Consider the following 25,987-nt stretch of genomic DNA (forward strand, 5'->3'; position numbering starts at 1 on the left):
GGAGCTTAGACAATAAAGTGGATTTATTAAATAGTTAGTGCTGAATTTTTGAGCATTATGTTAACCGGGTTGTGATACGTGTAAACTTTTTACAGGTTAACATCAGACTTTGGCCCTGACTCCGTGGATAAAAATAACCAGCGATGACAGCCACCCCGGGCGCCCCGCGCCGCTCGAATCCGACCCGCACCGTTGCCGTAACAGGAGGCAAAGGCGGCGTTGGAAAAACCTCTGTTGCCCTTAACCTGGCGCTGACGCTGTCACGGGAGGGCAAGCGCGTTTTGCTGCTGGATGGCGACACCGATCTCGCCAATGTCAGCATCATGCTCGGGCACTATCCGTCCAGAACCCTGGCAAACGTGATAGCCGGTGAGTGCGCACTGGAGGATGTGATCATGGTTGCCGACCATGATTTGCACATCGTCCCCGGCGCATCCGGCGTGCACCAGTGCATCGATCTGGACCCGCAGTCGAGCCTGGCCCTGCTAAAGGCGCTCGCCCGTCTTGAGAGCCGTTATGACGTAGTCATTACCGATACCGCAGCGGGGCTGCAGTCGACAGGGATGCACATGATTGCGGCGTCTGAACTGGCCTGCGTGGTGGTCACCCCCGACCCCGCGTCGCTGACGGACGCCTTTTCGCTAATCAAGGTGTTGAACCGGCGCGGCTACAAGAGAACGCCTTCTGTGCTGGTGAACATGGCTCAGGGCGCCAGCCAGGCGCGCTCGGTGTTCCAGCGGCTGGATGCCGCATCGCAGAGACATCTGGGGGTGGCTCTCCATTATCTGGGTGCGGTATGGCGAGACGAAACCATACGGCAATCGGTGTTGCAGCAGCGCCCCGTGGCGCTAATGCCCGCGGCAGATCCTTCGTGCCGACAGTTCCGCACGTTGACCGATATGCTGACGCTGCGGCTGAATCAGATACCGGTGCGCAAAACCGGTATTGCCGCCTACTGGCATCAGGTATCCCGGCGGTCGGACCGGCCGGCCGACACCCGCGAGGTGGCAGGGCAGCGCGCCGGCGACAGTGCGAAAGCCCGCAGTCTCGAGTTGGTTGAGGCGTTGAGTAATTTGCTGGCGTCAGAAGGGGATTCGCCACTGCTGCGTTATGAGGCGTTTAATCGATTCTTTGCACTGATGGGGCGCACGCTGGATGACACCACCACGGAAATCATTCAAACCGGTCTGGCGGCAATGGACTGGGAATCCCTCGCGCCGGCGCAGCGTCGGCATTTTGCGGACCACCTGCGGGAGCTGGCCCACCGACTGACGCCGGAAGCAGCGACGGCGCCCGCCCCGGTACCCACCGAGCAAAATGCACCGGAGCCCCGTTATGACCGGGTGAGTTTTGGTGAGCAGGAGCGGCTGGTGCGGGCACTGAAAGAGCAGCCCGGTGATATTTCGCTGGACCGCCTGTTGCGCTCCTTGTCGGGCTCAAACAAAGACCACTCCTGATTCCATTCTCCTCTCTTTTTTGCGAAATAGTTCCTTATTTTTTCGTCATTTTATTAACGCATTTTGTAGCGTAACTTTGCTGTGTGTCACCGCTTTGTCATTAATGGTGTGCAAATATTAACCTGTTAATTTTGGATAATGGCCCGCTTAATGCAGCGGTTTTCCTGGTTTCCCCGTTGTCAGCGTTTTGAGCCTGAGAGATGAAAGCTAAGGCTGAAAGAGGCGAAGGGTAGTAGGTGGTCAGAGGCAGGTAGCGCGCATTCGTGGCCAACGATTGTTAAGAGAAGGAGTTCCCGGCATGACAAATCAGCTTCAAACTGCAGAATCCTCTTCAACCGTGCTTGAGCAACTGCGAGGCAAGCACGTCCTGATTACCGGCACCACCGGTTTTCTGGGCAAGGTGGTGTTGGAGAAGATCATTCGCGCAGTTCCGGACATCGGCGGCATACATCTGCTGATCCGTGGTAATAAGCGCCACCCCAACGCCCGCGATCGTTTTCTGCACGAGATCGCCACATCCTCGGTTTTCGAACGACTTCGCAAGGACGACAACGAGGCCTTCGAGAGCTTTATTGAGGAGCGGGTCCACTGTGTTACCGGCGAGGTGACCGAGCCCCGGTTCGGGCTGCCGGTCGAGCGGTTCTCCGCACTGGCCAATCGCGTGGATGCGTTCATTAACTCCGCCGCCAGCGTTAACTTCCGCGAGGAGCTGGACAAGGCGCTCGCCATCAACACCCTGTGCCTGAACAACGTGGTGCAGCTGGCCCGGCAGAACCGGGAAATGGCGGTCATCCAGGTGTCCACTTGTTATGTCAACGGCAAGAACTCCGGTCAGGTCACCGAGTCGGTGATCAAGCCGGCGGGCGATGACATTCCCCGCAGCACGTCCGGCCATTACGAAATCGATGAACTGGTGCGGTTGCTGGAAGACAAGATTGCCGATGTCCGGTCCCGTTACTCCGGCAAGGTGTTGGAGAAAAAGCTGGTGGACCTGGGTATCGAGGAAGCCAATCGTTATGGCTGGAGTGATACCTATACCTTCACCAAGTGGCTTGGCGAACAACTGTTGATGAAAGCGTTGGAAGGCCGCGCACTGACGATTGTCAGGCCCTCCATTATCGAAAGCGCGCTGGAAGAACCGGCGCCAGGCTGGATCGAAGGCGTGAAAGTGGCGGATGCCATCATCCTTGCGTATGCCCGCGAGAAGGTCACGTTGTTCCCCGGTAAGCGCAGTGGCGTTATCGATGTAATCCCGGTGGATCTGGTGGCCAATGCCATCATTCTGTCCCTGGCGGAAGCGCTGGCAGAACCAGCCCGGCGACGCGTTTACCAGTGCTGCAGCGGTAGCAGCAATCCGATCACCCTCGGAGAGTTCATTGACCATCTGATGGCGGAGTCCAGGTCGAATTTTGCCGCATACGACCAGCTGTTCTATCGCCAGCCGACCAAGCCGTTCATTGCCGTCAATCGCAAGTTGTTTGATGTGGTGGTGGGCGGGCTCCGTGTGCCGCTGAGCATGACCAGTCGCGTCCTGAAGCTTCTGGGTCAGGATCGCGAGCTGAAAACGTTGCGTAACCTGGATACCAGCCGCTCTCTGGCTACCATCTTCGGTTTCTACACCGCACCGGACTACATCTTCCGCAACGATGAGCTCAAGGCTCTTGCGTCCCGCATGGGCGAGCTGGACCGGCTGTTGTTTCCGGTGGATGCCGCGCAGATCGACTGGTCAGTCTATCTGCGCAAGATTCATCTTGCCGGCCTCAATCAATACGCTCTGAAAGAGCGCAAGCTCTACAGTCTGCGTTCTGCAAAAGCCCGCAAAAAAGCCGCCTGACCTTACGGGCAGGCCCGGCATGATGCCGGGCCTGCTCTGTATTGCCATCCGATATCGTGCCGGCCTTTCCCAAACAGGCTGCGCCGGGCCGAAACGTGCTTGCGGATCGGGGTGGTGCAGCTATCCTTTGTTCAGACTCCCACGTAACGTGATTACCCGTTGTTTTCGTGCGGCATTAGCGGTCATCTCGGCGAAAAGTTCAGGCGCATTAGGACGTTAGTCTAATTCATTGTGTAGTGGCACACATGTTGAACTACAGATATCCGTCTTCAGGGCCTGGGTGCCCGGCAAGCTCTGTTTATACAACAACCGACAATGACAACAGACTCTAGACTATAGGGGGAGCACAATGACTGAGAAACAGGTTTATCCCGTAAGTCCGGACGTGGCCCAACACGCGCTGCTGAACCGTGACCAGTATGAAGAAATGTATCGCCAGTCCGTCGACAACCCGGACGCATTCTGGGCTGAGCACGGTAAGCGCCTGGAGTGGATAAAGCCATTTTCCAAGGTCAAGAACACCACCTACGATTACGATAACCTGTCCATCAAGTGGTTCGAGGACGGTGAGCTCAATGCCTCCGCCAACTGTCTGGACCGCCACCTGGCCAAGCGTGGCGATCAGACGGCGATCATCTTCGAAGGCGACGACCCCGCCGATTCCCGCAACGTCACCTACCGCGAACTGCACGAAGAAACCAGCAAGTTCGCTAACGTGCTTAAAGGGCTGGGCGTCAAAAAAGGCGATGTGGTCACTATCTACATGCCGATGATTGTGGAAACGGCCGTCGCCATGCTCGCGTGCGCCCGCATCGGTGCGATTCATTCGGTGGTGTTCGGTGGGTTCTCTCCCGAAGCGCTCGGTGCCCGTATCGCCAACGGCAAATCCCGTTTTGTGGTGACCGCTGATGAAGGTGTTCGTGGTGGCCGCAAGATTCCGCTCAAGAAAAATGTCGATGCAGCCCTGAAAAATGAGGATGCAGCGAACGTCGAGAAGGTGGTTGTGGTCAGTCGCACCGGAGGCGATGTGCCCTGGAACGACGGTCGCGATGAGCGTTACGAAGACCTGATGAAATCCGCTTCCACTGACTGCCCGCCGGAGCCCATGAATGCGGAAGATCCGCTGTTCATGCTGTACACCTCCGGGTCCACCGGTGCGCCGAAAGGGGTTCTGCATACCACCGGTGGCTACATGGTGTACGCCTCCATGACCCATGAGTACGTGTTCGATTATCACGAGGGGGATGTGTACTGGTGTACGGCCGATTTCGGGTGGGTAACCGGCCACAGCTACATCCTCTACGGGCCGCTGGCCAACGGTGCCATTACCGTTCTGTTCGAGGGCGTGCCCAACTATCCGGACAGCTCCCGCATGGGGCAAGTGGTCGACAAGCACAAGGTCAATATACTGTACACCGCGCCCACCGCGATCCGCGCACTGATGGCCGAAGGTGAGTCCTGTATGAATGGCACCACCCGTGACAGCCTGCGCCTGCTGGGTTCCGTGGGTGAGCCGATCAACCCGGAGGCCTGGGCCTGGTATCACCGGGTCATCGGTAACAGCAAGTGCCCCATTGTCGATACCTGGTGGCAGACTGAAACCGGCGGTATTCTGATTTCACCGCTGCCGGGTGCGATTGATCTGAAGCCCGGTTCTGCCACGGTGCCGTTTTTCGGCGTCAAGCCGGCTCTGGTGGATAACGATGGCAACATCCTGGACGGCAAGACCGAGGGTAACCTGGTCATCCTCGACAGCTGGCCAGGCCAGATGCGCACCATCTACGGCGATCACGAGCGCTTCAAGCAAACTTACTTCAGCACCTACAAGGGCATGTACTTCACCGGTGACGGCGCCCGTCGTGATGAAGACGGCTATTACTGGATCACCGGCCGGGTGGATGATGTGCTGAACGTCTCCGGCCACCGCCTGGGTACCGCCGAGGTCGAGAGCGCGCTGGTTTCCCACGACAAGGTGGCTGAGGCTGCGGTGGTCGGCTATCCCCATGAGATCAAGGGTCAGGGCATTTATGTCTATGTCACCCTGGTGCAGGGGCAGGAGCCCTCTGACGAGCTGAAGAAGGAGCTGGTTCAGTGGGTGCGTAAGGAGATTGGCCCGATCGCCTCTCCGGATGTCATCCAGTGGGCGCCGGGGCTGCCGAAAACGCGGTCCGGCAAGATTATGCGCCGCATATTGCGTAAGATTGCAGCCAACGAGCACGACCAGCTGGGGGACACCTCCACTCTGGCAGACCCGGGTGTGGTTGACGATCTGATCAGTAGTCGCGCTTTCAAGTAAGGTCTGACGGCAGGCCAGAAACCTGTGAGGAATCTGTTGAATGGCACAAACAATTATCGTCGCTGATGATCACCCGCTGTTTCGGGCAGCTTTGAAGCAGGCGGTCAGTCAGGCGGTTCCTGATGCGCAGACGGTCGAGGTCGACAGCATCAAGGCCTTGCAGGCGGCGGTGGAGTCGCACCCAGATGCGGATCTGGTGTTGCTGGATCTGAATATGCCAGGTGCCCACGGCTTCTCCGGGCTCGTGTTCATGCGCGGGCAGTATCCGGGCTTGCCGGTGGTGGTGGTGTCAGGCTCGGAGGAGATGCAGGTGATGCGCCGTTCGATCGATTATGGGGCGTCGGGTTTCATTCCGAAGTCGGCGCCGCTGCCAACTATTACCGAGGCGATTCAGGCGGTCCTGGAAGGGGATGTCTGGTTGCCGGAGGGTGTGGCGGACAAGATCGAACGGATGCACTCGGATACGACGGATTTTTCCGAGAAGCTGGCGTCGCTGACGCCGCAGCAGTTCCGGGTGCTGGGTATGCTGGCCGAGGGGCTGTTGAACAAGCAGATCGCTTATGACCTGGATGTGTCGGAGGCGACCATCAAGGCGCACATTACCGCGGTGTTCCGCAAGCTTGGCGTGCGGAATCGGACCCAGGCGGTGATTGCGATTCAGCAGATGGAGATCGATCCTTCGGATCAGTCGTTGTCTGGCAGCTAGTTGCTTAAAAGTTTGATCGGAATGAAAAGGGAGCCTGCGGGCTCCTTTTTTTGTGCCTCTGAGGAGCTTTCTTGCTGTGGCGTCAGCACCGGTCGGGTCGGCCCTCCTTGGGACCGCTGCGAGCCCCCGCAAGCGGGTCCAGTCAGCAATCACAGATTGCTGCCGTTCGTCTGCGCACGAAGCGATGCTTCTAAAACGCTTGCCTCACCCATGTGCGCTTCGCTTTGGCCATCCATGGCCAAAGATATCCCAAGGAGGGCCGACCCGACCGGCGCCTCCATCTTTGAAGGTGGCTTGTCATAAAAAACACACATGTACGCAAAAATATTCCTGGTCATTAAAAATTAATCTATCTGCCATTGTCATGAGACCAAGTGTTCTGTAAATTCGGCTCACACATGTACGCTGAAAATAAAATGGCGTGCCGGATATTATTGTTTTCAGAACGAAAGGTGACGAATGAACGCTGCTGTGAAACCCGAATCGATGGGTAATGCCGTGTTTGGACAACCCGATGAGCGGGAGCTCAGGGACAGGATGAAGAAGGAGCTGCCGGCGGATACGTTCAAGGCGCAGACCTGGCGGGTGGTCTGGTTCCTGCCGTTGCAGCTGATTATCTGGGGCGGGATCGCCGCGATTCTGCTGGCGGGCCTGCCGTGGTACGCGAATCTGGGGCTGGGTTTGCTGGTGGGGCACACCATCGGTGCACAGGCACTGTTGGCCCACGAGGTGTTGCACGGGGCCCTGGGCATGAGTAAGCGCTGGCAGAATTTCTTCGGCTGGCTGGGGTTCGGGCCGTTGATAGTGCCGCCGGAGTTCTGGCGCAAGTGGCACAACGTGGTTCACCACGGCAACACCAACACCGGCGATGCGGATCCGGACAGTTTTGGTACGCTGCGTCGTTACAAGACCGATCCCAAGCAGAAGAAGTTCACCAAACTGGCGCCGGGGTCAGGCACCTGGTACAGCTATCTGTTTCTGACTTACTCGTTCACGTTCCACGCGCAGCTGGTGCTGTGGTTTCAGGCGAGGCGTCGTAAACAGTTCAAGGGCTTTGACCGCAGTAAGGCGATTCGGCAGACGTTTTATTGCATGGCGGTGTGGGCCCTGCTGGCGATGATCTCCGGGCCGCTGGCGCTGTTTACGGTGCTGATTCCGTTCATGGTGGCCAACGCCCTGGGGCAGGGGTATATCCTCACCAACCACTTCCTGCGTCCGCAGACGGCCACCAATAACCCGCTGGACAACTCCATGAGCCTGCGCAGTAACCCGGTGCTGGATCGGCTGCATTTCCGCTTCAGCCATCACGTGGAGCACCATTTCTTCCCGAAAATGGGGCATAACATGGCGCCGCGGGTGCGCAAGTGGCTGGAGGAAAATCATGGCGAGCGGTACATGTCGATGCCCCATGGCACCGCGCTGAAACTGCTGTATACGACGCCACGGGTCTATAAATCGTCCACCGAGTTGGTGGATCCGAATCATCCGGAGCGGGTGTTTGATTTGTTGCCGTTGCAGAGGGAGTTTGCGGCGAGTAATCGGTAATTAGTTGGGTTTTGTCGGATTACGCCTTTGGCTAATCCGACCTACGTCATGCTCCGAACTGGGAGAAAAACTCGGAGGAGCGGGTTGGCGGGGCGTCGTCCAAAACCGTGCGGAGCCATGGATGGCGGAGCCGAGCGTACAGGGATGTATCTACAGCGTGTTTTGGACGACGCCCCGCCATTCTGCTCCGGGCTTGATCGAATTCAAGCCTAGCGGCTCCCCGCGTACCCCAATTCCTTGTCCACCAGATTGAACAGCTCCTCGCCACCATGCCAGCGGTCGAAGTTCTCCAGGAACTGGTCGGTGAGGGCGCGTTTCCAGCCGATGAAATCGCCTGCCATGTGGGCGGTCATGATGACGTTTTCCATGTCCCATAACGGGTGATCCTCAGCCAGCGGCTCCTCCTCGAACACGTCCAGGCCGGCGCCGGCGATCTCGCCGCTGCGCAGGGCCTCGATCAGATCGTCGGTTTTGACGATGGGGCCGCGGCCTATGTTGATCAGGCGGGCGTGGGGCCGCATGGCCTTGAACGCCTTGCTGTCAAACAGCCCCTCGGTCTGCGGTGTCAGCGGCGCAGCAATGACCACGTAGTCTGCCAGCGCGAGTTGCTCGAACAGATCGTCATTGCTGTGGACGGCAATGAAATCCGGGTCGTCATGGCGCGCATTGCGGGCAATGCCGTGGGGCTTCATGCCGATAGCACGGACCAGACGACCGATCTGACGGCCGATGGAACCGGCGCCTACCACCAGAACCTGGCCACCCTGGGCCCGTTCGGTATCCCGGTGCTGCCACTTGTGATCCATCTGCAAGCGAATCGAGCGGGGGAAGTCCTTGGCGAACATCAGGATGGTGCAGAGCACGTACTCCGCAATCGTCCGGTCGAAAATTCCCCGTGCGTTGGTCACGGTAACGTCGCCTTTGGTCAGCGCAGGGAACATCAACGCATCCACGCCGGCGCTGGTGGCATGAATCCACTGCAGCTTGTCGGCCGCGGGCCAGGCCGCTTCCAGTGCCTCGGTACGGAAGTCCGTCACCATCATCACGTCGGTACCGGGCAAGGTGTCCCGCAGCGTCGGTTCGTCACAGGCAAACCGTACCGTTGCTCTGGCGCGCAGCGCATCCATACCGGGTGGCTCTTTCTCACCCGGAGCTGTCAGAACGGTTACCACCGGTTTACTGTGTTGAGTCATCTTTCCTCCGCGGACCTGTTACCTGGAATCGGGGTGCCTGGGCCGGCAATCGGGCGGCGCAACCCTGTCCGTTACAGTCTGGTTTGCGGGGCGCGGGTGGTCAACCTGAGTTCGTCAGACAAAGGGATAGGAAGGTGCCGGTCAGGCATTCGGGCCGGGCGGGGAATCTTTCTGAGGTTATGTCTTGTACGGCCCCTGCATACTGACTAACCTGCAGGAGTAGCTTCTTTTTTGCGCTGTTCGCAGGAGGTAGATTTATGGCAGAAGCCGTCAACAACGAAACTGGCCAGTCCAAGCCCAGAAAGGTGAAGTACCGCAAGACCAAGGCCAGTTGGAACCCCGCCATGCAGGCCGTACCGGTGCCCGGTATCCGGCGCATGGTGAATATGGCGGCCACCATGAAAGACGTTATTCATCTTTCCATCGGTCAGCCGGATCTGCCGACGCCAAAGCACGTTATCGATGCCTATGTGGACGCGCTGAATGCCGGCCAGACCGGGTACACCATGGATGCCGGCCTGCCGGAGCTGCTGGTTGCCCTGCGGGACTATTACGGCAAGCGCTACAATCGCAAGTTGACCCGTGACAACATTCTGATCACCAGCGGTGCCACCGAGGCCATGTACCTGGCCATCTCCGCCACCTCGGCTCCGGGCCGTCAGTTTATTGTGACCGACCCCTCGTTCCTTCTTTATGCGCCGTTGATCCGGATGAACGGTGGTGAGGTGAAATTCGTGCCCACCCGCGCCGAGAACAACCACCAGTTGGACCCGGATGAGGTGATCCGTGCCATGGGGTCGCGCACCTTCGCGCTGATCCTCAATAACCCGAACAATCCCACCGGCGCCGTTTATCCGCGCAGTACCGTGGAGACCATACTGGAAGAGTGTGCCTATCGGGGAATTCAGGTTTACGCGGACGAAGTCTATGACCACCTGATCTTTGACGACGATGACTTCGCCAGTGTGCTCAACTGCTCGATGGATCTGGACAACATCATGTGCATCAGCAGCTTCTCGAAAACCTACAGCATGGCCGGTTTACGGGTTGGCTGGGTGATTGCCAGCCAGGCCGCGATCAAATCCCTGCGGCGGTTCCATATGTTCACCACCTCGGTGGCCAATACCCCCTCCCAGTTTGCCGGTGTGGCGGCGCTGACCGGCGATCAGCAGTGCGTGCGGGACATGGTGGACATTTATCGGGAGCGCCGGGACAAGGTGGTGGAGCTGATTGACCAGACCCCCCACCTCACCGGTTACAAACCCGGAGGCGCTTTTTTTGCGTTCCCGGACCTGCCGCCCCACGTGGACGGCTCCGATCTCGCCCTGCGCATGCTCAAGGAAACCGGGGTATGCATGGTGCCCGGGGACGCCTTCGGTGAACACTGCACCAACGCCGTTCGCATCAGCTTTTCCACCACCTGTGAAAAGCTGGAAGAAGCGTTCGACCGGGTGATTCCGTGGATGGCGAAACAACAGTTCTGAGGTGACCATGTCAGCCCTGGACTCGGTTCTCATTCAATGCCCGTACTGCTGGGAGACGCTGGAAATCAGCGTTGATCCCTCGGTGCGGGAGCAGGAATACGTCGAAGACTGCCAGGTCTGCTGCCAGCCGATCCTGCTGAAAGTACAGCTTGATGACGACCTGACCCCGCACGTGGACGCCTGCGCGGAAAACAGCTGACGGTTTTCTGACAAATCCTTAACCTCCCGCCTCGGCGGGATGGCATAGTCTACCCCTCTCGTTCTTGTGTTCACTCCGGAGAAGTTTCCATGTCAGTCAAGCGATCCTCCCTGTTGCCCGTCCTGATGATTCTGGCTGTCAGCCTGATCAGCGGCTGCGCCAGCCTGTCACCCTACTCAATTTCCGAGGGGGAGCTGGAGCGTCACCTTCAGGACACCGTAAGCCGCTTCGATCGGCAGCAGCTGCAGAGCGGCTCGCCGCTGAGCCTGAGCCTCAGTGACGCAGATATTACCCTGGGCCCGGACGGACGGGATGTGGCCGTCATTGATCTCAGCGGGCAGGTGGCGCTCAACGCGCTGATGACCAAACTGCCGGTGGATATTGCGCTTAAAGTGGAAGGGGCGCCGGTGTACGACGCGGAAGAAAAGGCCGTGTATATCCGACGCCTGCAGTTGCTGGAAAGCAGCATTGATTCACCCTTCTTCAAGGGTGACCTGAAGCCGGTCACGGACACGGTCATGCGCGCGGTGGCCCAGATGCTGGAGACCATGCCGGTCTACCGTCTGGACGAGGCGGATTTCGCCCAGCGTATGTTCGGCATGGTGCCCATGGATGTGCGGGTGGCGCCGGGGCGGCTGGAATTCGTGATGGCGGAATAACGCCACCACCATCGGCCGCTCGCCCCCCGATAAGGTGGCGAGCGGTGGTTTGAATTTCCTAGTTTGCCAGACGCTTGCAGATTGCCTCGCCGATTTCCCGGGTGCCCCGCTGGGTGCCGCTGTTCTGCGCCAGGTCGGCGGCCACAGCGTCATGCAGCTCCTTGCCGGCACCGGCCAGGGCAGGGTCCTTGCGCCCCAGCCACTCCAGCATGCGGGCGGTGGTAAACAGCATGGCGGTCGGGTCCGCCAGGCCCTGTCCGGCGATGTCTGGGGCACTGCCGTGTGTTGGCTCGAACATCGACGGCATATCTGCATCCGTCGGGTTCAGGTTACAGGACGGCGCTACCCCCATGCCGCCCGACAGCACGGCGGCCAGATCGGTCAGAATGTCACCCTGCAGGTTGCTGGCCACCACCACATCGAATGCCCAGGGGCTCTGCACAAACTTCATGCAGGCGGCGTCCACCAATTCGTGGTGGGTGGCGACGTCCGGAAACTCCCGGCTTATTTCTTCAAAGGCTTCGGTGTACATGTCGCCCCAGTAGCGCAGGGCATTGCGTTTGGTGACCAGGCACACCTGGCTCTCGCAGCTGCGGCCGTCCAGGGTTTTGAAATGCCGGGTGTGCCCCTGCTGTGAGCGCTCGCCGGCGCGGAGGCGCGCCTGTTCGAAACCATATCGGATGATCCGGTCGGTGGCGTGGCGGGTAAACACCTCCATCTGGGTGGCTACCTCATCCGGCGACCCCTTGCGCAGGCGGCCGCCCTGGCTGACATACTCGCCCTCACTGTTTTCGCGAATCACCAGCATGTCGATGTCTTTGGCGCGTTCATCGGCCAGGTACTGCCGCGCTCCGGGAAGCAACCGCGCCGGGCGCTCACAGACCCATTGGTCGAACCCTTTGCGCATGTCCAGCAGGGGCGCCAGCGAGATACTGTCCGGCAGAAGGTAGCGTTGCGGGTCGTCCACCGGGCCAGGATCCCCGAGCGCGCCCAGGAGGATGGCGTCGTAGGCCATGAGCTGTTTCAGCGCGTCTTCCGGCATGGACTCGCCATGCTCCTCGTGCCATGCATGGGAGGGCCAGGGAAAGCGGGTCCACTCCAGCGCCAGTGAGTGTTTTGCCCGCAGGGTTTCCAGGCAACGTACCGCTTCGGCAACCACCTCGGGGCCGATACCATCGCCGGGGGTCACTGCGATTCGGGATTTCTGGGCCATTCCGCTAACTCCTGTTGGCTTTCAATCGTGTGGAACTGTCTGTCTCAGTGTAGTCATGTGATTGGTGGATGCCAGAGCTTTACACAAACGCACTTTTACCGGGCTGGGCATGGCGGCTATAGTGGAACGGATATATTGGTTATAAACGCAGTTTGCCCGTGCGGGGGCAAGGAAGGAGTAGAAGTGAATCAACCGGCCGTATTATTTGATGAGTCCCACTGTAATCAATGTGCGTGCGGCGAAGGGTTGGATTTTTCCTTCTCGTTTGCCTTTCAGCCCATTGTCGATACTGAGAATAAAAGTGTGTTTGCGTACGAGGCGTTGGTGCGTGGCCTTGAGGGCGAGGGAGCCCTGAGTGTGCTGGCGAACGTGAACGAGCGGAACCGCTATTCGTTCGACCAGATCTGCCGGGTCAAGGCCGTCAAACTCGCGGCGCGGCTGAAGATGGAGCCCAGGCTCAGCATCAACTTCATGCCGAACGCGGTGTATCAGGCCGAATACTGTATCCGCACCACACTCGCGGCGGCCGAGACCTATAACTTCGATACCTCCAAGATCATTTTTGAAGTGATCGAAACGGAAGAACTGACGTCCGTCGATCATCTTGCCTCGATTATCGCGGCCTACAAGGAAATGGGGTTCAGCACTGCCATTGATGATTTTGGTGCCGGCTATTCCCGTTACGACATCATGATGGCCAGCCCGCCGGATCTTCTGAAACTGGATATGGGCCTGGTTCGTAACATCGATCAGGAGCCCAACAAGCAGGCGGTGGTGGCGGGTATCATCGAAATGATGAACCGGCTGGGCGGCAGGATCATCGCCGAAGGGGTGGAAACCGAAAACGAATATCGCTGGCTGCGGTCCCAGGGCATCACCCTGTATCAGGGCTATCTGTTCGCCCGCCCGGCGTTCGAGGCACTGCCGGAGCCTTACTTCCCGGATTGATGACAATCGAGGTTTCATCTTGTTCTATCGTCTTATCACTATCGTTGGCGGTCTGGTCTTTGTTGTTGCCCTGTTTGCGTTGATCTGGTTTTTCTGCAAACAGTTCCTGCTGCGCCACGGGGTGCAGGAAAACGCGTCCGACCGAGCCACCATTCTGGCCACCTGGACGTTTGCCGGTATCAGCGTGGGTCTGGTTTTCGCGGTGGTGGGTTCCTTTATCCTTGGCCCCTGGGCGTTCTACCGGACGCTGCAGGGCCAGGGCTCCCCGGTCTCGGCCGGCGCCGCCATCTGGTGGGGCTTCGGTATTGTGGTGGCCTCCCTGGGCATCACCGCGGCGGGCTTTATGGGCTTTCTGGCGCTGGTTGGCGCATACTGAGACAGCGCCTCAGGCAATCTGGTTGAGCTGATCGCGAAACCAGATCAGTGCCGGTTCCCGTTCGTAGGCTTTGTGCCAGTAAAGGTGCACGTCAAGGTCGGGAAGCTCCGCCGGCGGCGTCAGAATGCGAATGTCAGCCCGCTCAGCAATGATGCGCGCGTAGGTTTCCGGCATGGTCAGCAGCAGGTCAGTGTTCTCTACCACCCGGCACGCGGCATAGTAGTGCTGGCAGCGCAGCCGGATATGCCGCTGTACCCCCAGCCGAGATAATTCAAAATCCTCGATGCCTGGCCCCTCGGTGCGTGAAGACACCAGCACATGGCGGGCGCTGATGTATTGCTCCATGGTCAATTCCGCCTGCGCCAGCGGGTGATCCTGCCGCGCCAGCACCACCAGGCGGTCTCGGCGCAACAGCTCATGGGCGGTCTGGTTGCTCACCGGCAGCAGCACGTCTACGGCAAAATCGAGTTTGCCGGCCGCCAGTTGGGTTTCCATATCCCGCCTTGGTATGCGCTGGCTGATGATCTCCAGTTCCGGATAGTCCGACAGGCGGTGCATGAGCTGGGGCAGAAAGGTCGATTCCAGAATGTCTCTCAGTGCCAGTGAATAGGTCTTGCGATGGCTGGCGGGATCGAACGCGTGGAACTGATTCACCGCACTCTGGATCTGTGTCAGACCCGGGCGCATGGACTCCAGAAACCGCCGTGCCAACGGCGTTGGAATCATCTGGTTGCCCTGGCGGGTAAACAGTGGATCGTCAAAATGCTCCCGCAGGCGGGACAGGGAATGACTGACCGCCGGCTGGGTCAGATGCAGGGCGCGAGCGGCCCGGGTCAGACTGCCTTCCCGGTAGATGGTGTCGAAAACATGCAGAAGGTTGAGGTCCAGCCGGTTGAGTGCCATACCAGATTTCCCGCTCTTGGAATAAGTGATGCTTATGATAAACGATAAGAATAATTCAGTCGCGTAATAGTGTCCTGAACCCTAGACTGAGGCAATAGCAGCGTCCCGTTGGACAGCTCCCAGACAGAATTGACGAGGGTAGGGCAATGGATTTCAACATTTCTGAGAAGGGTCAGGATTATCTCAACCGCGTGAAGCAGTTCATGAAGGACGAGATTTTCCCGATCGAAGAACAGTATCACCGTGAACTGGCATCCCTGGAGAATCGCTGGGTGGTGCTGCCAGTCATCAAGGAACTGAAGGAAAAAGCCAGGGCCCAGGGCCTGTGGAACATGTTTTTTCCGGATGAAAAACACGGCTGTGGACTGCTCAACTCCGACTACGCGCTGATTGCCGAAGAAACCGGTCGTAGCTTTATTGCGCCTGAAATCTTCAACTGCAACGCGCCGGACACCGGCAACATGGAAGTGCTGATCCATTACGGCTCCGAAGAACAGAAAGCCGAGTGGCTGCCGCGCCTGCAAAGCGGCGAAATCCGCTCCGCCTTCTGCATGACCGAGCCCGACGTGGCCTCCTCCGATGCCACCAACATGGAAGCTACTGCGGTTGTCGAAGGCGACGAAGTGGTGCTCAATGGCCGCAAATGGTGGAGCACCGGCATCGGCCATCCGGATTGCAAGGTCGCTATCTTCATGGGCCTGACGGACCCGGATGCTCATAAACACCGCCGCCATTCCATGGTGCTGGTGCCGCTGGATACCCCGGGCGTCAACATCGAGCGCATGCTGCCGGTTTTCGGTGCCTACGATGAGCCTTACGGGCATGGTGTGGTGGCTTTCGACAACGTACGCCTGCCGAAAAGCGCCTTTATTGCCGGCCCGGGTCGCGGATTCGAAATTGCCCAGGGCCGTTTGGGGCCTGGCCGAGTTCATCACTGCATGCGGGCCATCGGGGCGGCGGAGCGCACGCTGGAGTTGCTGATCAAACGGGCCACCACCCGTGAAGCGTTCGGCCGGCCGCTGGCCAAGCTTGGCGGCAACCCGGACATCATCGCCAACGCCCGCATGGCCATTGAACAGGCCCGCCTGTTGACGCTCAAGTGTGCCTGGGCGCTGGACGCCAAAGGCATTGCCGGAGCACTGCAGGAAGTGTCTATGATCAAGGCGGTGATTCCGCAGATGCTGCAGACCATTGTGGATCAGGCCATCCAGATTCACGGCGGTGCCGGGGTGAGCGACGACGACTTCCCGCTGACGCAGTTGTTCGCCTATGCTCGGGTATTGCGACTGGCTGATGGTCCTGATGAGGTGCATCGGGCTATGGTGGCTCGTCTGGAGCTTAGCAAATATAGATCCTGAGGTTGGGAGATCAATTCTGATCCGCAGGTCGTCAAGCTCAGGTGCGGGGAGCCGGCGGGGCGGTCTTTCTGAAAACCGCTCCTTCGGCACATCCATGTGGCGCTTCTGCTCCGCCATCCATGGCTGCGCAAATTTTCAGAAAGACCGCCCCGCCGGCTCCTCCCAAACCTTGGAGGTGGCTTCGGGCTTTTAAGAACCTGAGCCCCCGACTGTTTTTTAGGCAACGAACTGTGAGGTCCGGGAGCTGGCGCCGGGTAGAGCTTTCCAAAACGTTGCGGAGCCATGGATGGCGGAGCACAGCGTACACGGACGTATTCACAGCGTGTTTTGGAAAGCTCTACCCGGTGTCAGCTCTTGCACCGAAACAAAAGAACTAACGGAGAACACGAAACATGACACAGCGAGTATTCATCACCGGCGGGGCCAGCGGCCTGGGCCGGGCTATTGCGTTGCGGTATGCCAAAGAGGGCGCGAAGGTCTGCATTGGGGATATCAATCCAGAGCAGGGCGTTGACGTTGAAAAAGAGATTAACGCGGCCGGCGGTGAAGGCTACTTTGTGGAGTGTGATGTCCGCAGGCTGACCGATTTTGAGAAAGTCCGGGACGATCTGGTCAGTAAATGGGGCGGTGTTGATGTGGTGGTGAACAACGCCGGTGTCGCCTCCGCGGGTTCTATTGAAGACACCACCATGGCGGACTGGGAGTGGATCCTGGACATCAACGTGCTGGGCGTCGTCCGTGGCTGCAAGGCGTTCACGCCGCAGTTCAAGCAGCAGGGTTCCGGGGCGTTTGTGAACGTGGCGTCCATGGCGGGGCTGATGCTGGCGCCATTGATGGACAGCTACAATGTCACCAAGGCCGGGGTGATTGCGCTTTCCGAGACCCTGAGCCAGGAGCTGCGGGATGCCGGTATCCATGTCAGTTGCGTGTGCCCGGCGTTTTTCCAGACCAACCTGACCAGCAGTATGCGGTCCGACATCCCCGGTATTCAGCAGAACGTCAGCAAATTGATGAAGCGCTCCACGATTACCGCTGAGGACGTTGCCGAGGATGTTTTCCGCTCGGTGAAGGACAGGAATTTCTGGGTGCTGCCCCACGCTAAGGAGCGTCGCATGTGGGTGCTCAAGCGTCACGCGCCCTGGGCATTTGATTGGTTGATGCACCAGGAAAGCAAGCGTTGGATGAACAAGATGGGCGGCAAAAAAGTCTGAACCGGCTTTCGATACCCGCTAACGATGATTCAAGAGGAGAGTCCTGAATGACCCAGATTGACCAGGCCGTGGACATCCGCGAAGGCGAAGAGCTGGATGCCGGTGTCGTTGACCGTTTCATGAAGCAGGCCATTCCGGATCTGCAAGGTGCGCCCGACATCCGCCAGTACCCCGGCGGCGCCTCCAACCTGACCTATCAGGTGGATTACGGCGATCGTTCCTTTGTGCTGCGGCGGCCACCGTTTGGCAAGATCGCCAAGTCTGCCCACGACATGCTCCGCGAAGCCAAGGTGATGCGGGCGCTGAAGCCGGTTTACCCCTATGTGCCGGACATCATCGCCATTTGCGACGACCACGATGTGCTGGGCTGTGATTTTTACGTGATGGAACGGCTCAAGGGCATCATCCTGCGTCAGGACTTCCCCAAGGACTTCGAGCTGAGTGAGGCGGACACCCGCAAGCTTTGCCTGAACGTGATCGATAAACTGGTCGACCTCCACACGGTGGACGCCAAAGCTGCGGGCCTGGATCAGCTCGGTAAGGGCGCCGGTTATGTGCAGCGTCAGATCGGCGGCTGGAGCGACCGCTTCCGCAAGGCACGCACCGAGGACGTGGGCGATTTCGAGGCAGTGATGAGCTGGCTCAACGACAAGATGCCGGAAGACCTGGCGCAGGTGGTCATCCATAACGATTTCCGCTTCGACAATGTGGTGCTGAATCCGGACAACCCGTTTGAAGTGATCGGTGTGCTGGACTGGGAAATGGCCACCATCGGTGACCCCTTGATGGACCTGGGTAACAGCCTTGCTTACTGGATCGAAGCCGATGACGACGGCCCCTTCCAGATGCTGCGGCGCCAGCCCACTCACCGGCCGGGCATGCTCACCCGCAAGGAAGTGGTGGAATACTACATGGACAAGTCCGGCTTCCGGGTCGACAACTTCGACTTCTATGAAATCTACGGCCTGTTCCGCCTGGCGGTGATCATCCAGCAGATTTACTATCGCTTCTATCACGGCCAGACCAAAGACAAGCGGTTTGCCGCTTTCGGACACGCCGCGAATTACCTGGAAAAGCGCTGTCAGCGACTGATCGCGCAGAGCTCCCTGTAATGGCCACGATTTATCTGATCCGCCACGGCCAGGCCAGCTTCGGCAAGGACAACTACGACCAGCTTTCGCCCCGCGGGTGGGAGCAGGGGCGGGTGCTGGGCCGATGGCTGGCGGGCAAGGTGCAGCCGGATGCGGTGTTCGGCGGCAACATGGAGCGCCACCGGGAGACCGTGGAGGCTATCGCCAGCGGTTTCGGTGAGGCGCTGCCGGATATGCAGGCCGTTGAAGGGCTGAATGAGTTCGACCACATGCAGGTGGTTGAGCGCCTGCGCCCGGAGTGGGCGGACCGTCAGCGCATGGCATCGGACCTGGCGGCTTTTCCGAAACCGGCACGGGCGTTCCAGCAGAACTTCGAGAAGGCCATGGCCCGCTGGGTCAGCGGCCAGTTCGACAGTGACTATACCGAGACCTGGCCGGCGTTCCGGGCGCGGGTGATTGCCGCACTGGATGGGCTGATTGAGTTTGCCGATGGCGGCGACACACTGGTGTCCACGTCCGGTGGTCCCATTGCGGTCATTGCCCAGCACCTGCTCGAGCTGAGCGACCAGAAGGCGCTGGAGATGAACAACGTCATCGCCAATACCAGCGTTTCCCGCATTCTGTATTCCGGCCCCCGGCGCAGCCTGGCGGTCTTCAACAACTACAGCCACCTGGAAGCGGAAGACTCCGCCCTGGTGACGTTCCGATAACGAACCGAGGTGACTCTATGTCCAACCCCATGAGCAGCAACAACCTGTTTGACCTGAGCGGCAAAGTGGCGCTGATTACCGGCGCCAGCCGTGGCATCGGCGAAAGCGTCGCCCGTACCCTGGCCGCATACGGTGCCCACGTCATCTGCAGCAGCCGCAAGATCGACGGTTGCGAGGCGGTCGCCAGCAGCATCCGCGAGGCCGGTGGCAGTGCCGAAGCCTATGCCTGCCACATCGGTGAGATGGATCAGATTGAGGACATCTGGACGCACATCGAGAAGTCCCACGGCAAACTCGATATTCTGGTCAACAACGCGGCCGCCAACCCGTATTTCGGCCCGGTAGAGGACACCGATCTTAACGCCTTCCAGAAAACCGTGGACGTGAACATTCGCGGTTATTTCTTTATGTGTGCCCGTGGTGCGCAACTGATGAAGAAAAACGGTGGTGGTTCAATCGTCAACGTGGCGTCGGTCAACGGCGTAAATCCGGGCCATTTCCAAGGCATCTACTCGGTTACCAAGGCCGCGGTTATCTCCATGACCAAGTCGTTTGCGATGGAGCTGGGCCAGCAGAACATTCGCGTCAACGCCCTGTTGCCGGGCCTGACGGATACCAAGTTCGCCAGTGCGCTGACCACCAATGACGCCATCAAGAAGCAGGCGATGGCCCACATCCCGATGAAGCGGGTGGCCGATCCCAGCGAAATGGCCGGAACTGTGCTGTACCTGGCATCCGGTGCCTCCAGTTACACCACCGGCGCCTGCATTAACGCCGATGGCGGCTATCTGACGGTTTAACGCGGTCAGTTGCCGGCGACTTCGGAATCCGCCACACAGGTCAGGGTTTCGAAGTCGTTGTTCAGCTCTTCTGCGCGACTGCTCAGATGCGCCAGCGTGGCGTTGTCACCGGCCCTGAGCAGGTCGTGCATCAGGTCAGCCATGGCGACCCGGCTTTCGGTCATCATGGCTTCGTAAGCCGGCCCCCGCACTTCTTCCGAGTGAACGATCAGATACTCCAGTTTTTCCGGAAAGGTTGGCTCGTGCCGTTTTTCCAGAAGTTCAAGCAGCGCGAGTTGCCAGTTTCTGCGTCCCTGCAACCAGATTTCCGTCTGCGCACCCCGGTTGGCTGACCATTCCTGCACGATCCGGCGCTGTTCGCGGTTCAGGTTACCCAGCCACCGCTCGACCCGCTCCATGGTTCTGTCTGCCCGGGCTTGCGCGGTCGCTTCCGGGGAGTCGGCGAGGAACTCGTCCTCCATCTCTTGCTGGCTCTGTGCCATGTTCCTCGCCAGTTCCTGTACCTGTTCATCGTTCAGACTGGACAATAGGTTGACGGCAACCGGTGTGGCCTGCTCCAGCAGGCTGGGGAAGAACGCGAATAACTGCTCCTGATGGTAGGCCACCGTGGCCGCATCCGGCGGCCCCTGCGTAACATCCGATTCCAGTTCGTCCAGCCAGGCCTGGTAACGGGGCAGTTCATCGCTGCAGTGCCATCGCCGAAGGTCCTGGATATCATCGTTCAGCCGTTGTTTCTGATCGGCGGTGAGCGACACATAGTCTTCTACCCACCAGATAATGCCCCAGTCGGCGTAGCGATACGCCAGTTTGGTGGAGCTGCACCCACTGGCTAACAGGGCCATTACGCAAACCAGCAGAATCGGGCGCAGGGCAGCGGTCGTGTTGCGGTTGTGCAAATCCATAGCGTGCCTGAATCGGTATATGGTCGTATCGATAAACGGTCGCAAGCTCATTACTATGCGGTTCATCAGTCAATTTTTTTACGGTGCTCCGGTGCTTTCAGATGTTACGCGCCGTTGTCCACAGCCGGACCGGGAGATACCATGCGTCGAATCAAGCCTGCCCGTCTTCGTCAGTTCGTTTTCGGATTCTACATGTCCGGCATGATGTCACTGCTGATGTCAGCGGTCATTACCTTTATCAACACCGGCCTGGATGCCGGGTTCCCCGCACGCTGGGCTCCTGCCTTTCTGGTGGCCTGGGGCGTGGCTTTCCCTCTGGTCACCTTCATCGCTCCGCTGGCCGCGAAACTGACCGCTCTTACCACCCGCCACCTGACCGATGAGGTCCAGCGCACAGATGTACGTTGAAATGTGAAAAACTGTCAACCCGTTTAATCCGACCTTCCGTAAGTTGCAGGTGCGTACAATTCAGGGACTGATATTGTGCAGGTTCGAACCACCTGACGCTGATCAATAACCTCTGCAACCGAGGATCGGAACAATGAAGACAAGACTTGCGTTACCTTTGGTGGTGGCAGGCACGGTGGTGCTTGCCGGCTGTTTCGACGGCTCCAGTTCCAGTTCCAACCCAACAACTCAGGTTCGCGTGGTCCATGCCTCGTCGGATGCGCCCGCGGTGAATGTGCGGCTGAACGATGACGAGGTGGTGTCCGCAGCCGAGTTCAGACAGGTGGCGGTGCTGACGCCCCGCACCGGAACCTATTCCGTTGCCGTCGACGGGCTGTTACCTGACGGCAGCACCGCCACCGTGATCGACGAATCCGGGGTGGTGCTTGAGCGGCAGGTGAGCTACGACGTGATCGCCACCGGCAAGGTCGGTGACGATGATGTTGCCCCGCTGATTCTGACTGACAGTGGCGAGCGTGAGAGCGCTGACACCGTCAGGTTGCGGGTGGCCCACCTGTCGCCAGACGCCCAGGCGGCGGCGGGTGGAGCGGTTTCGGTCTTCCTGAGCGACGCGGGCGAGCCGCTACCGGCCGATCCGGCGTTCACCTTTTCCTTCCGTGAAGATGTCGGCCCGCTGGAAGTGCCGGCGGGCGACTATCAGATTCGCATTACACCCGAGGGCGCCCCGGGCACCGTGGTCTACGACAGTGGCACCGTGCCGCTGGCGGCCGGTGCCGATCTGCTGATCGGTGCCATCGATAACACGGTGTATGGGGATTCTCCGGTCAGTCTGCTGGTGATCAACGAGGGCGAAACGAGCGAGCTGCTTGATGCCTCCACGGGCGCCGGCATCCGCGCCGTCCATAACGCGGCTGCCGCCGGTGATGTGGATATCTATCTGAATACCGAACCCGATGGCACCAGCGCGGCGGTCACGGCTCTGTCTTTCCCGGAAACGGTGCCGGCGGTTCCGCTCACTGGCGAGTATGTGAGTCTTGACGAAGGCGACAACCGCGTGGCGGTCACTGCCACCGGGGATACCGCCGCCCTCATCGACGCGACGCTGCCTCTGGCACGGGGGATATCCGCACCGTTGTTGCCGCCGGGCTCACCACGGACGTTGAGGCCTTGGTGTTCGAAGACGACAACCGCGCGATTGCCACGGCAGCGAAACTGCGGGTCATCCACGGCGCGGCCGAGGCTCAGGTGGTGAATGTCTACCTGGTGCCAACGGCAGAGGGGGGCGCTGACGCAACGCTGATCGGCAACGCACAACCCGCACTGGCAGACTTCACCTTCGGCGATTCCTCCGGCTATTTGCAGGTACCCGCCGGTGATTACGTGGTGTTTATTACCACCACCGATAACGCCCAACTGTTCAAGTCCGGCAGTGTGACATTGGCGAACGGGGGAGTGTATACGGCAGTTGCGCGGCTGGCGCCGGACGATCCTGAGAATACGGCTGGCCTTACCCTCATGGACGATTTTGCCCAACCCTAGGAGAGCGTTGACGAGCCTCTGACTGAAGTGGGATTTGCCCCGGGGTGCCGGGGCTTTTTTTATCGGCCTTCGATATTGCCGTTCTCGTCGGAGATCACGATCTCCACCCGCCGGTTCTGTTGCCTGCCGGACGAGGTGTCGTTGCTGGCTACCGGATACTGCTCACCGTAGCCCCGTGTTTCCACCCGATCGCTGCTGATGCCCATGGAGACCAGTGAGTCCCGAACTGCCTGGGCACGGCGCTCAGAGAGCCCCTGGTTGTAGGACTCGTCCCCGGTGCTGTCGGTATAGCCTTCAACACGGACGCGGCGTTCCTCGTACTCCGACATAAAGTCGGCAAGGCGGGCGATGGTTTGCTCCCCGGCGGGCTTGAGGTCGGCCTGATTGAGGTCAAAGAGCACATCACCGAGGGTCAGCACCATGCCCCGGTCAGTCTGCTCGGCTTCCATTTCCGCCATGCGGGCGCGGAGCATTTCCGCTTCCATGCGCGCTTGCGCGGCCGCGGCTGAGCTCGCTTCCAGTTCCAGCTCCTTGCGTCGGGCTTCGGCGGAATTGATTTCCTCCTGCAACTCGGCACGACGGCCCTGCTCGCGGGCGATTTCCCCATGGCGTTTGGCGAGGTAGGCGGCGTGATCAATTTCCACCAGATCTTCTCCCTCCTCCACCAGGTTGTCGGCCCGCTCCAGCTGGTTTCTGGCGTTTCGCAACTGCTGATCGCCGCTGCGGGCGACGTCGGGGTCATTGCGGATTTCTTCGTAGATCGCCCGGGCCTCTTCCACGTTTTCGTTTTGCGGCGGGGCGCCGGCGCAGCCCGCCAGGGCGACAGACAGGCCGACAGTCATGCTCAGAGTCATGTTGCGCGTGTTCATAGCAATCTCCTTAATCTGCTGCGGCCATTACTGGTTAGTCTCGATGCGCTGGCGAAGCGATTCGATGCTGCGATTGATTTCCTCCACAGCGGCTTCGGCTTTGGCTGTGCTGGAGCGGGCTCCTGCCAGTTGCGCATCCACGGAGGCCTGCTCGAGCAGTCGCTCGGCCTGCTGGTACTGTTCCTGTTCAATCAGCTCCTCGGCATCGGCAACCTTGTTCTGCGCCTGATTGAGCAGTACCGGCTCGAACTCGCGGGCGTCCGATGAGACCGCCTGCTGGATGGATGCTTCGGCCGACCGAAGCTCACTTTCCGGGGGTTCGCCGGGGCTGGCACAACCACCCAGTGCGAGTGCCGCACCCATGACACCGGCGGTGCCCATTATCGAAGTGTTCTTGTTCATGCACATTCTCCTTCCAGTGAAGGACGGGGACACGACCCCACCCGAACATTGGCCACTCTCCGGTAATGCGGGGATCCGGAACTGCCTGGTGACGCAGTTTTCCACAACAACAACTTACCTTTACGGATAAGCGTAGCAGCCGGATGGAAACTAGCCATGAAGGATCGGCAAGAAATACGCCACTTTCGGGGCAGGGCAGGGATTAATCAGTGCACTTTGGGATTATTGTCGGCTTCGGACTGCGACAGCGTGGTGCCGACGGGGGGCTGGTGGTGCAGGGAATACAGAATGCGATCCAGTACTGCCTGACCATTCCAGGCCGGATCGGTGTTAACCATGCCGACAACGGCCCAGGTGGTGTTGCTTTCGTCGCGGGTAAAACCGGCAATCGAGCGGACATTCTCCAGGTACCCGGTCTTGATCCGGCCGAGACCGTCCATGCCGACGTTGCGCAGTCGTCTTGCCATGGTGCCATCCATGGCAATCAGCGGCATGGACGCCAGCAGGTCCGCAGAGAACGGGCTGTTCCACGCATGCTGCAGGATCTGGGCACCCTGGCGGGCGGTAATACGACCGTGCCGGGTAAGGCCGGCGCCGTTATCAATGACCATGCCGGCGGTGTTCACCCCTTTCGCTTCCAGCCAGTCATAGATCACGCGAATGCCGGCTGCCCGGTCATCGTCCTCGTTCTCCAGGCGATGCTCGGCGCCCAACGTGAGCAACAGCTGGCGGGCCATCACATTGCTGCTCCATTTGTTGATGTCGCGCACCATGGTCACCAGGTCCGGCGAGGTGGTTCTCAGCATCAGGCGAGCGTCTTCCGGCGTAGGGCCGGTGAGGTTGCCTCCGGTTACGGCAATGCCCATATCCGATAACAGCGTACGGATCAGTGACGCCGAGTATTGCTCATGGGGCAACAACGACAGGTAAGCTGTGGTGCGGCAACCCTGGGGCAGTTCGCCGGTCACCCGGACGGTGACCCGCTGATCGGCGTGGAAGACCGGCTCCCAGGTGAAGCGGCGCCGTGACGGGCAGGGGCCTGCGGCAACTGCCGTTACCCGGTTATCAATCACAACATCGTCGAGGGCGGGTGCGCTCCATGCCTGGGTGCCGCGCTCGTCCGCCCGCACCTGGAAGTGCAGCAGGTTCAGGTTGGTCAGGAACGCCGAAGGTTCCACCAGAAACGGTGCATAGGGATTGTCGCCGTTGTCATCGAAGCGGGGCAGGCCGCCGGCAATCTCAAAATAGCCGCCGTCGAGCACCAGATCGCCGTTGATGGTGGTGACGCCCATGCCGCGAAGCTCCTGCAGGGTGGTCCACAGGCGCTCCAGGGTAAGTTTCGGGTCACCGCCGAACTGGACGAACAGGTCGCCTTCCAGCGTGTTGCCCTTCAGCGTGCCGTCGGTGTAAAAGTCGGTGTTCCAGTGATGGGTGGGGCCGAGAATCTCCAGCGCGGCATAGGTGGTAACCAGCTTCATGATGGAGCCGGGGCTCATCAACGCGTCGGCGTTGATGTACTGGTCAATGCCGGGGCCATTCATCGGAATTGCCGCCATGCTCAGGGCGTTTTCATCGTTCAGTGACTGGAACGCGTAATCCCGCACCTGATTGCTCCAGGTCCTGGCCGGGGAGATGTCTGAATCATTTTCGGCGGCATAGGATGGAACTCCGGCTAGCGCAAATGCACCTGCCAGCAGTGAGCAGCAAACGGATTGTGGGAAGCGAAAAATCGCCTTACGTCGCATGGCCGGACCCATCGTTAGTTATGTACCAACAATAGCCCAGATTTGCCGCTGGTACTATGTGGAAAAGCTCTACATGACGTTAAAAAATGCCAGTAGTGTCATTGTTTGCACAGTGATTTTGTGACCGCTTGTAAGGTTC

At 59.5% G+C, this 25,987-nt stretch carries 25 protein-coding genes; 18 read left to right on the plus strand and 7 right to left on the minus strand.

From position 1 onward, the window contains the following. Positions 1–143: 143 nt before the first annotated feature. The 5 genes from DYI22_RS03000 (at position 144) to DYI22_RS03020 (ending at position 7,838) form a co-directional block, all read left to right on the plus strand. Complete coding sequence (locus DYI22_RS03000) at positions 144–1,457, plus strand: AAA family ATPase (protein ID WP_213476558.1); 1,314 nt, start codon at positions 144–146, stop codon at positions 1,455–1,457. Positions 1,458–1,755: 298 nt separating this feature from the next. Next, positions 1,756–3,291, plus strand: coding sequence for a fatty acyl-CoA reductase (locus tag DYI22_RS03005; RefSeq protein WP_213476559.1), 1,536 nt, complete (start codon positions 1,756–1,758; stop codon positions 3,289–3,291). Between the two features lie 349 nt (positions 3,292–3,640). Further along, positions 3,641–5,587, plus strand: a complete 1,947-nt coding sequence (gene acs, locus DYI22_RS03010) for an acetate--CoA ligase (protein ID WP_213476560.1) — start codon at positions 3,641–3,643, stop codon at positions 5,585–5,587. Positions 5,588–5,627: 40 nt separating this feature from the next. Further along, positions 5,628–6,293, plus strand: a complete 666-nt coding sequence (locus DYI22_RS03015) for a LuxR C-terminal-related transcriptional regulator (RefSeq protein WP_213476561.1) — start codon at positions 5,628–5,630, stop codon at positions 6,291–6,293. Between the two features lie 459 nt (positions 6,294–6,752). Beyond that, the gene (locus tag DYI22_RS03020; RefSeq protein ID WP_213476562.1) at positions 6,753–7,838 is read left to right on the plus strand and encodes a fatty acid desaturase family protein; all 1,086 of its coding nucleotides are present in this window, start codon (positions 6,753–6,755) and stop codon (positions 7,836–7,838) included. A 209-nt stretch (positions 7,839–8,047) separates the two neighbouring features. On the opposite strand, the gene DYI22_RS03025 is transcribed toward DYI22_RS03020, so the two are convergent. After that, positions 8,048–9,031 carry a D-2-hydroxyacid dehydrogenase gene (locus tag DYI22_RS03025; protein WP_213476563.1) on the minus strand — a complete coding sequence of 328 codons (984 nt, stop codon included), beginning with the start codon at positions 9,029–9,031 and terminating at the stop codon, positions 8,048–8,050. Positions 9,032–9,288: 257 nt separating this feature from the next. Here DYI22_RS03025 and DYI22_RS03030 point away from each other — a divergent pair, with 257 nt between their 5' ends. The 3 genes from DYI22_RS03030 (at position 9,289) to DYI22_RS03040 (ending at position 11,373) form a co-directional block, all read left to right on the plus strand. Then, positions 9,289–10,515: a pyridoxal phosphate-dependent aminotransferase gene (locus DYI22_RS03030; protein ID WP_213476564.1), complete on the plus strand. Its 1,227-nt coding sequence runs from the start codon at positions 9,289–9,291 to the stop codon at positions 10,513–10,515. A 7-nt stretch (positions 10,516–10,522) separates the two neighbouring features. After that, on the plus strand, positions 10,523–10,714 hold the full coding sequence (locus tag DYI22_RS03035) for a CPXCG motif-containing cysteine-rich protein (protein ID WP_213476565.1): 192 nt from the start codon (positions 10,523–10,525) through the stop codon (positions 10,712–10,714). 89 nt (positions 10,715–10,803) lie between these two features. Continuing rightward, positions 10,804–11,373, plus strand: coding sequence for a DUF1439 domain-containing protein (locus DYI22_RS03040; RefSeq protein WP_213476566.1), 570 nt, complete (start codon positions 10,804–10,806; stop codon positions 11,371–11,373). Positions 11,374–11,431: 58 nt separating this feature from the next. On the opposite strand, the gene DYI22_RS03045 is transcribed toward DYI22_RS03040, so the two are convergent. Beyond that, positions 11,432–12,586, minus strand: coding sequence for an isocitrate/isopropylmalate dehydrogenase family protein (locus DYI22_RS03045; RefSeq protein ID WP_213476567.1), 1,155 nt, complete (start codon positions 12,584–12,586; stop codon positions 11,432–11,434). Between the two features lie 183 nt (positions 12,587–12,769). On the opposite strand from DYI22_RS03045, the gene DYI22_RS03050 reads away from it, so the two are divergent. Next, a complete protein-coding gene (locus DYI22_RS03050; protein ID WP_213476568.1) occupies positions 12,770–13,534 on the plus strand; it encodes an EAL domain-containing protein in 765 nt (254 codons plus the stop codon). Between the two features lie 19 nt (positions 13,535–13,553). Then, complete coding sequence (locus DYI22_RS03055) at positions 13,554–13,910, plus strand: hypothetical protein (RefSeq protein ID WP_213476569.1); 357 nt, start codon at positions 13,554–13,556, stop codon at positions 13,908–13,910. A gap of 9 nt (positions 13,911–13,919) precedes the next feature. Here the strand turns inward: DYI22_RS03055 and DYI22_RS03060 are convergent, their stop codons facing one another. Further along, complete coding sequence (locus tag DYI22_RS03060; RefSeq protein WP_213476570.1) at positions 13,920–14,813, minus strand: LysR family transcriptional regulator; 894 nt, start codon at positions 14,811–14,813, stop codon at positions 13,920–13,922. A 146-nt stretch (positions 14,814–14,959) separates the two neighbouring features. On the opposite strand from DYI22_RS03060, the gene DYI22_RS03065 reads away from it, so the two are divergent. The 5 genes from DYI22_RS03065 (at position 14,960) to DYI22_RS03085 (ending at position 19,983) form a co-directional block, all read left to right on the plus strand. Further along, positions 14,960–16,171: an acyl-CoA dehydrogenase family protein gene (locus tag DYI22_RS03065; RefSeq protein ID WP_213476571.1), complete on the plus strand. Its 1,212-nt coding sequence runs from the start codon at positions 14,960–14,962 to the stop codon at positions 16,169–16,171. 392 nt (positions 16,172–16,563) lie between these two features. Continuing rightward, positions 16,564–17,382, plus strand: a complete 819-nt coding sequence (locus DYI22_RS03070; protein WP_213476572.1) for an SDR family oxidoreductase — start codon at positions 16,564–16,566, stop codon at positions 17,380–17,382. Between the two features lie 47 nt (positions 17,383–17,429). Continuing rightward, positions 17,430–18,494 (plus strand): phosphotransferase family protein, encoded by a 1,065-nt coding sequence (locus tag DYI22_RS03075; RefSeq protein WP_213476573.1) that lies wholly within the window; start codon positions 17,430–17,432, stop codon positions 18,492–18,494. Continuing rightward, positions 18,494–19,183, plus strand: a complete 690-nt coding sequence (locus tag DYI22_RS03080) for a histidine phosphatase family protein (RefSeq protein ID WP_213476574.1) — start codon at positions 18,494–18,496, stop codon at positions 19,181–19,183. Before DYI22_RS03075 ends, DYI22_RS03080 begins: the two co-directional genes overlap by 1 nt. A 29-nt stretch (positions 19,184–19,212) precedes the next feature. Continuing rightward, positions 19,213–19,983, plus strand: a complete 771-nt coding sequence (locus tag DYI22_RS03085; RefSeq protein ID WP_213476876.1) for an SDR family oxidoreductase — start codon at positions 19,213–19,215, stop codon at positions 19,981–19,983. 5 nt (positions 19,984–19,988) lie between these two features. On the opposite strand, the gene DYI22_RS03090 is transcribed toward DYI22_RS03085, so the two are convergent. Beyond that, positions 19,989–20,885 carry a DUF6279 family lipoprotein gene (locus DYI22_RS03090; RefSeq protein WP_213476575.1) on the minus strand — a complete coding sequence of 299 codons (897 nt, stop codon included), beginning with the start codon at positions 20,883–20,885 and terminating at the stop codon, positions 19,989–19,991. A 141-nt stretch (positions 20,886–21,026) separates the two neighbouring features. Here DYI22_RS03090 and DYI22_RS03095 point away from each other — a divergent pair, with 141 nt between their 5' ends. The 3 genes from DYI22_RS03095 to DYI22_RS03105 all read left to right on the plus strand — a co-directional run bounded on the left by DYI22_RS03095 (position 21,027) and on the right by DYI22_RS03105 (position 22,832). Further along, positions 21,027–21,293: a DUF2798 domain-containing protein gene (locus tag DYI22_RS03095; protein ID WP_213476576.1), complete on the plus strand. Its 267-nt coding sequence runs from the start codon at positions 21,027–21,029 to the stop codon at positions 21,291–21,293. Positions 21,294–21,426: 133 nt separating this feature from the next. After that, on the plus strand, positions 21,427–22,545 hold the full coding sequence (locus DYI22_RS03100) for a DUF4397 domain-containing protein (protein ID WP_213476577.1): 1,119 nt from the start codon (positions 21,427–21,429) through the stop codon (positions 22,543–22,545). Then, the gene (locus DYI22_RS03105) at positions 22,464–22,832 is read left to right on the plus strand and encodes a DUF4397 domain-containing protein (RefSeq protein WP_323132873.1); all 369 of its coding nucleotides are present in this window, start codon (positions 22,464–22,466) and stop codon (positions 22,830–22,832) included. The genes DYI22_RS03100 and DYI22_RS03105 overlap by 82 nt, the downstream gene beginning before the upstream one ends. 59 nt (positions 22,833–22,891) lie before the next feature. Here DYI22_RS03105 and DYI22_RS03110 read toward each other — a convergent pair whose 3' ends face one another. The 3 genes from DYI22_RS03110 to dacB form a co-directional block, all read right to left on the minus strand. After that, complete coding sequence (locus DYI22_RS03110; RefSeq protein WP_213476579.1) at positions 22,892–23,701, minus strand: OmpA family protein; 810 nt, start codon at positions 23,699–23,701, stop codon at positions 22,892–22,894. A 27-nt stretch (positions 23,702–23,728) separates the two neighbouring features. Then, on the minus strand, positions 23,729–24,103 hold the full coding sequence (locus DYI22_RS03115; protein WP_213476580.1) for a DUF4398 domain-containing protein: 375 nt from the start codon (positions 24,101–24,103) through the stop codon (positions 23,729–23,731). A gap of 206 nt (positions 24,104–24,309) precedes the next feature. Further along, a complete protein-coding gene (gene dacB, locus DYI22_RS03120) occupies positions 24,310–25,848 on the minus strand; it encodes a D-alanyl-D-alanine carboxypeptidase/D-alanyl-D-alanine-endopeptidase (protein WP_228300770.1) in 1,539 nt (512 codons plus the stop codon). Between the last annotated feature and the right edge of the window lie 139 nt (positions 25,849–25,987).

The organism is Marinobacter lipolyticus (assembly GCF_018424605.1).
GTDB lineage: Bacteria > Pseudomonadota > Gammaproteobacteria > Pseudomonadales > Oleiphilaceae > Marinobacter > Marinobacter lipolyticus_B.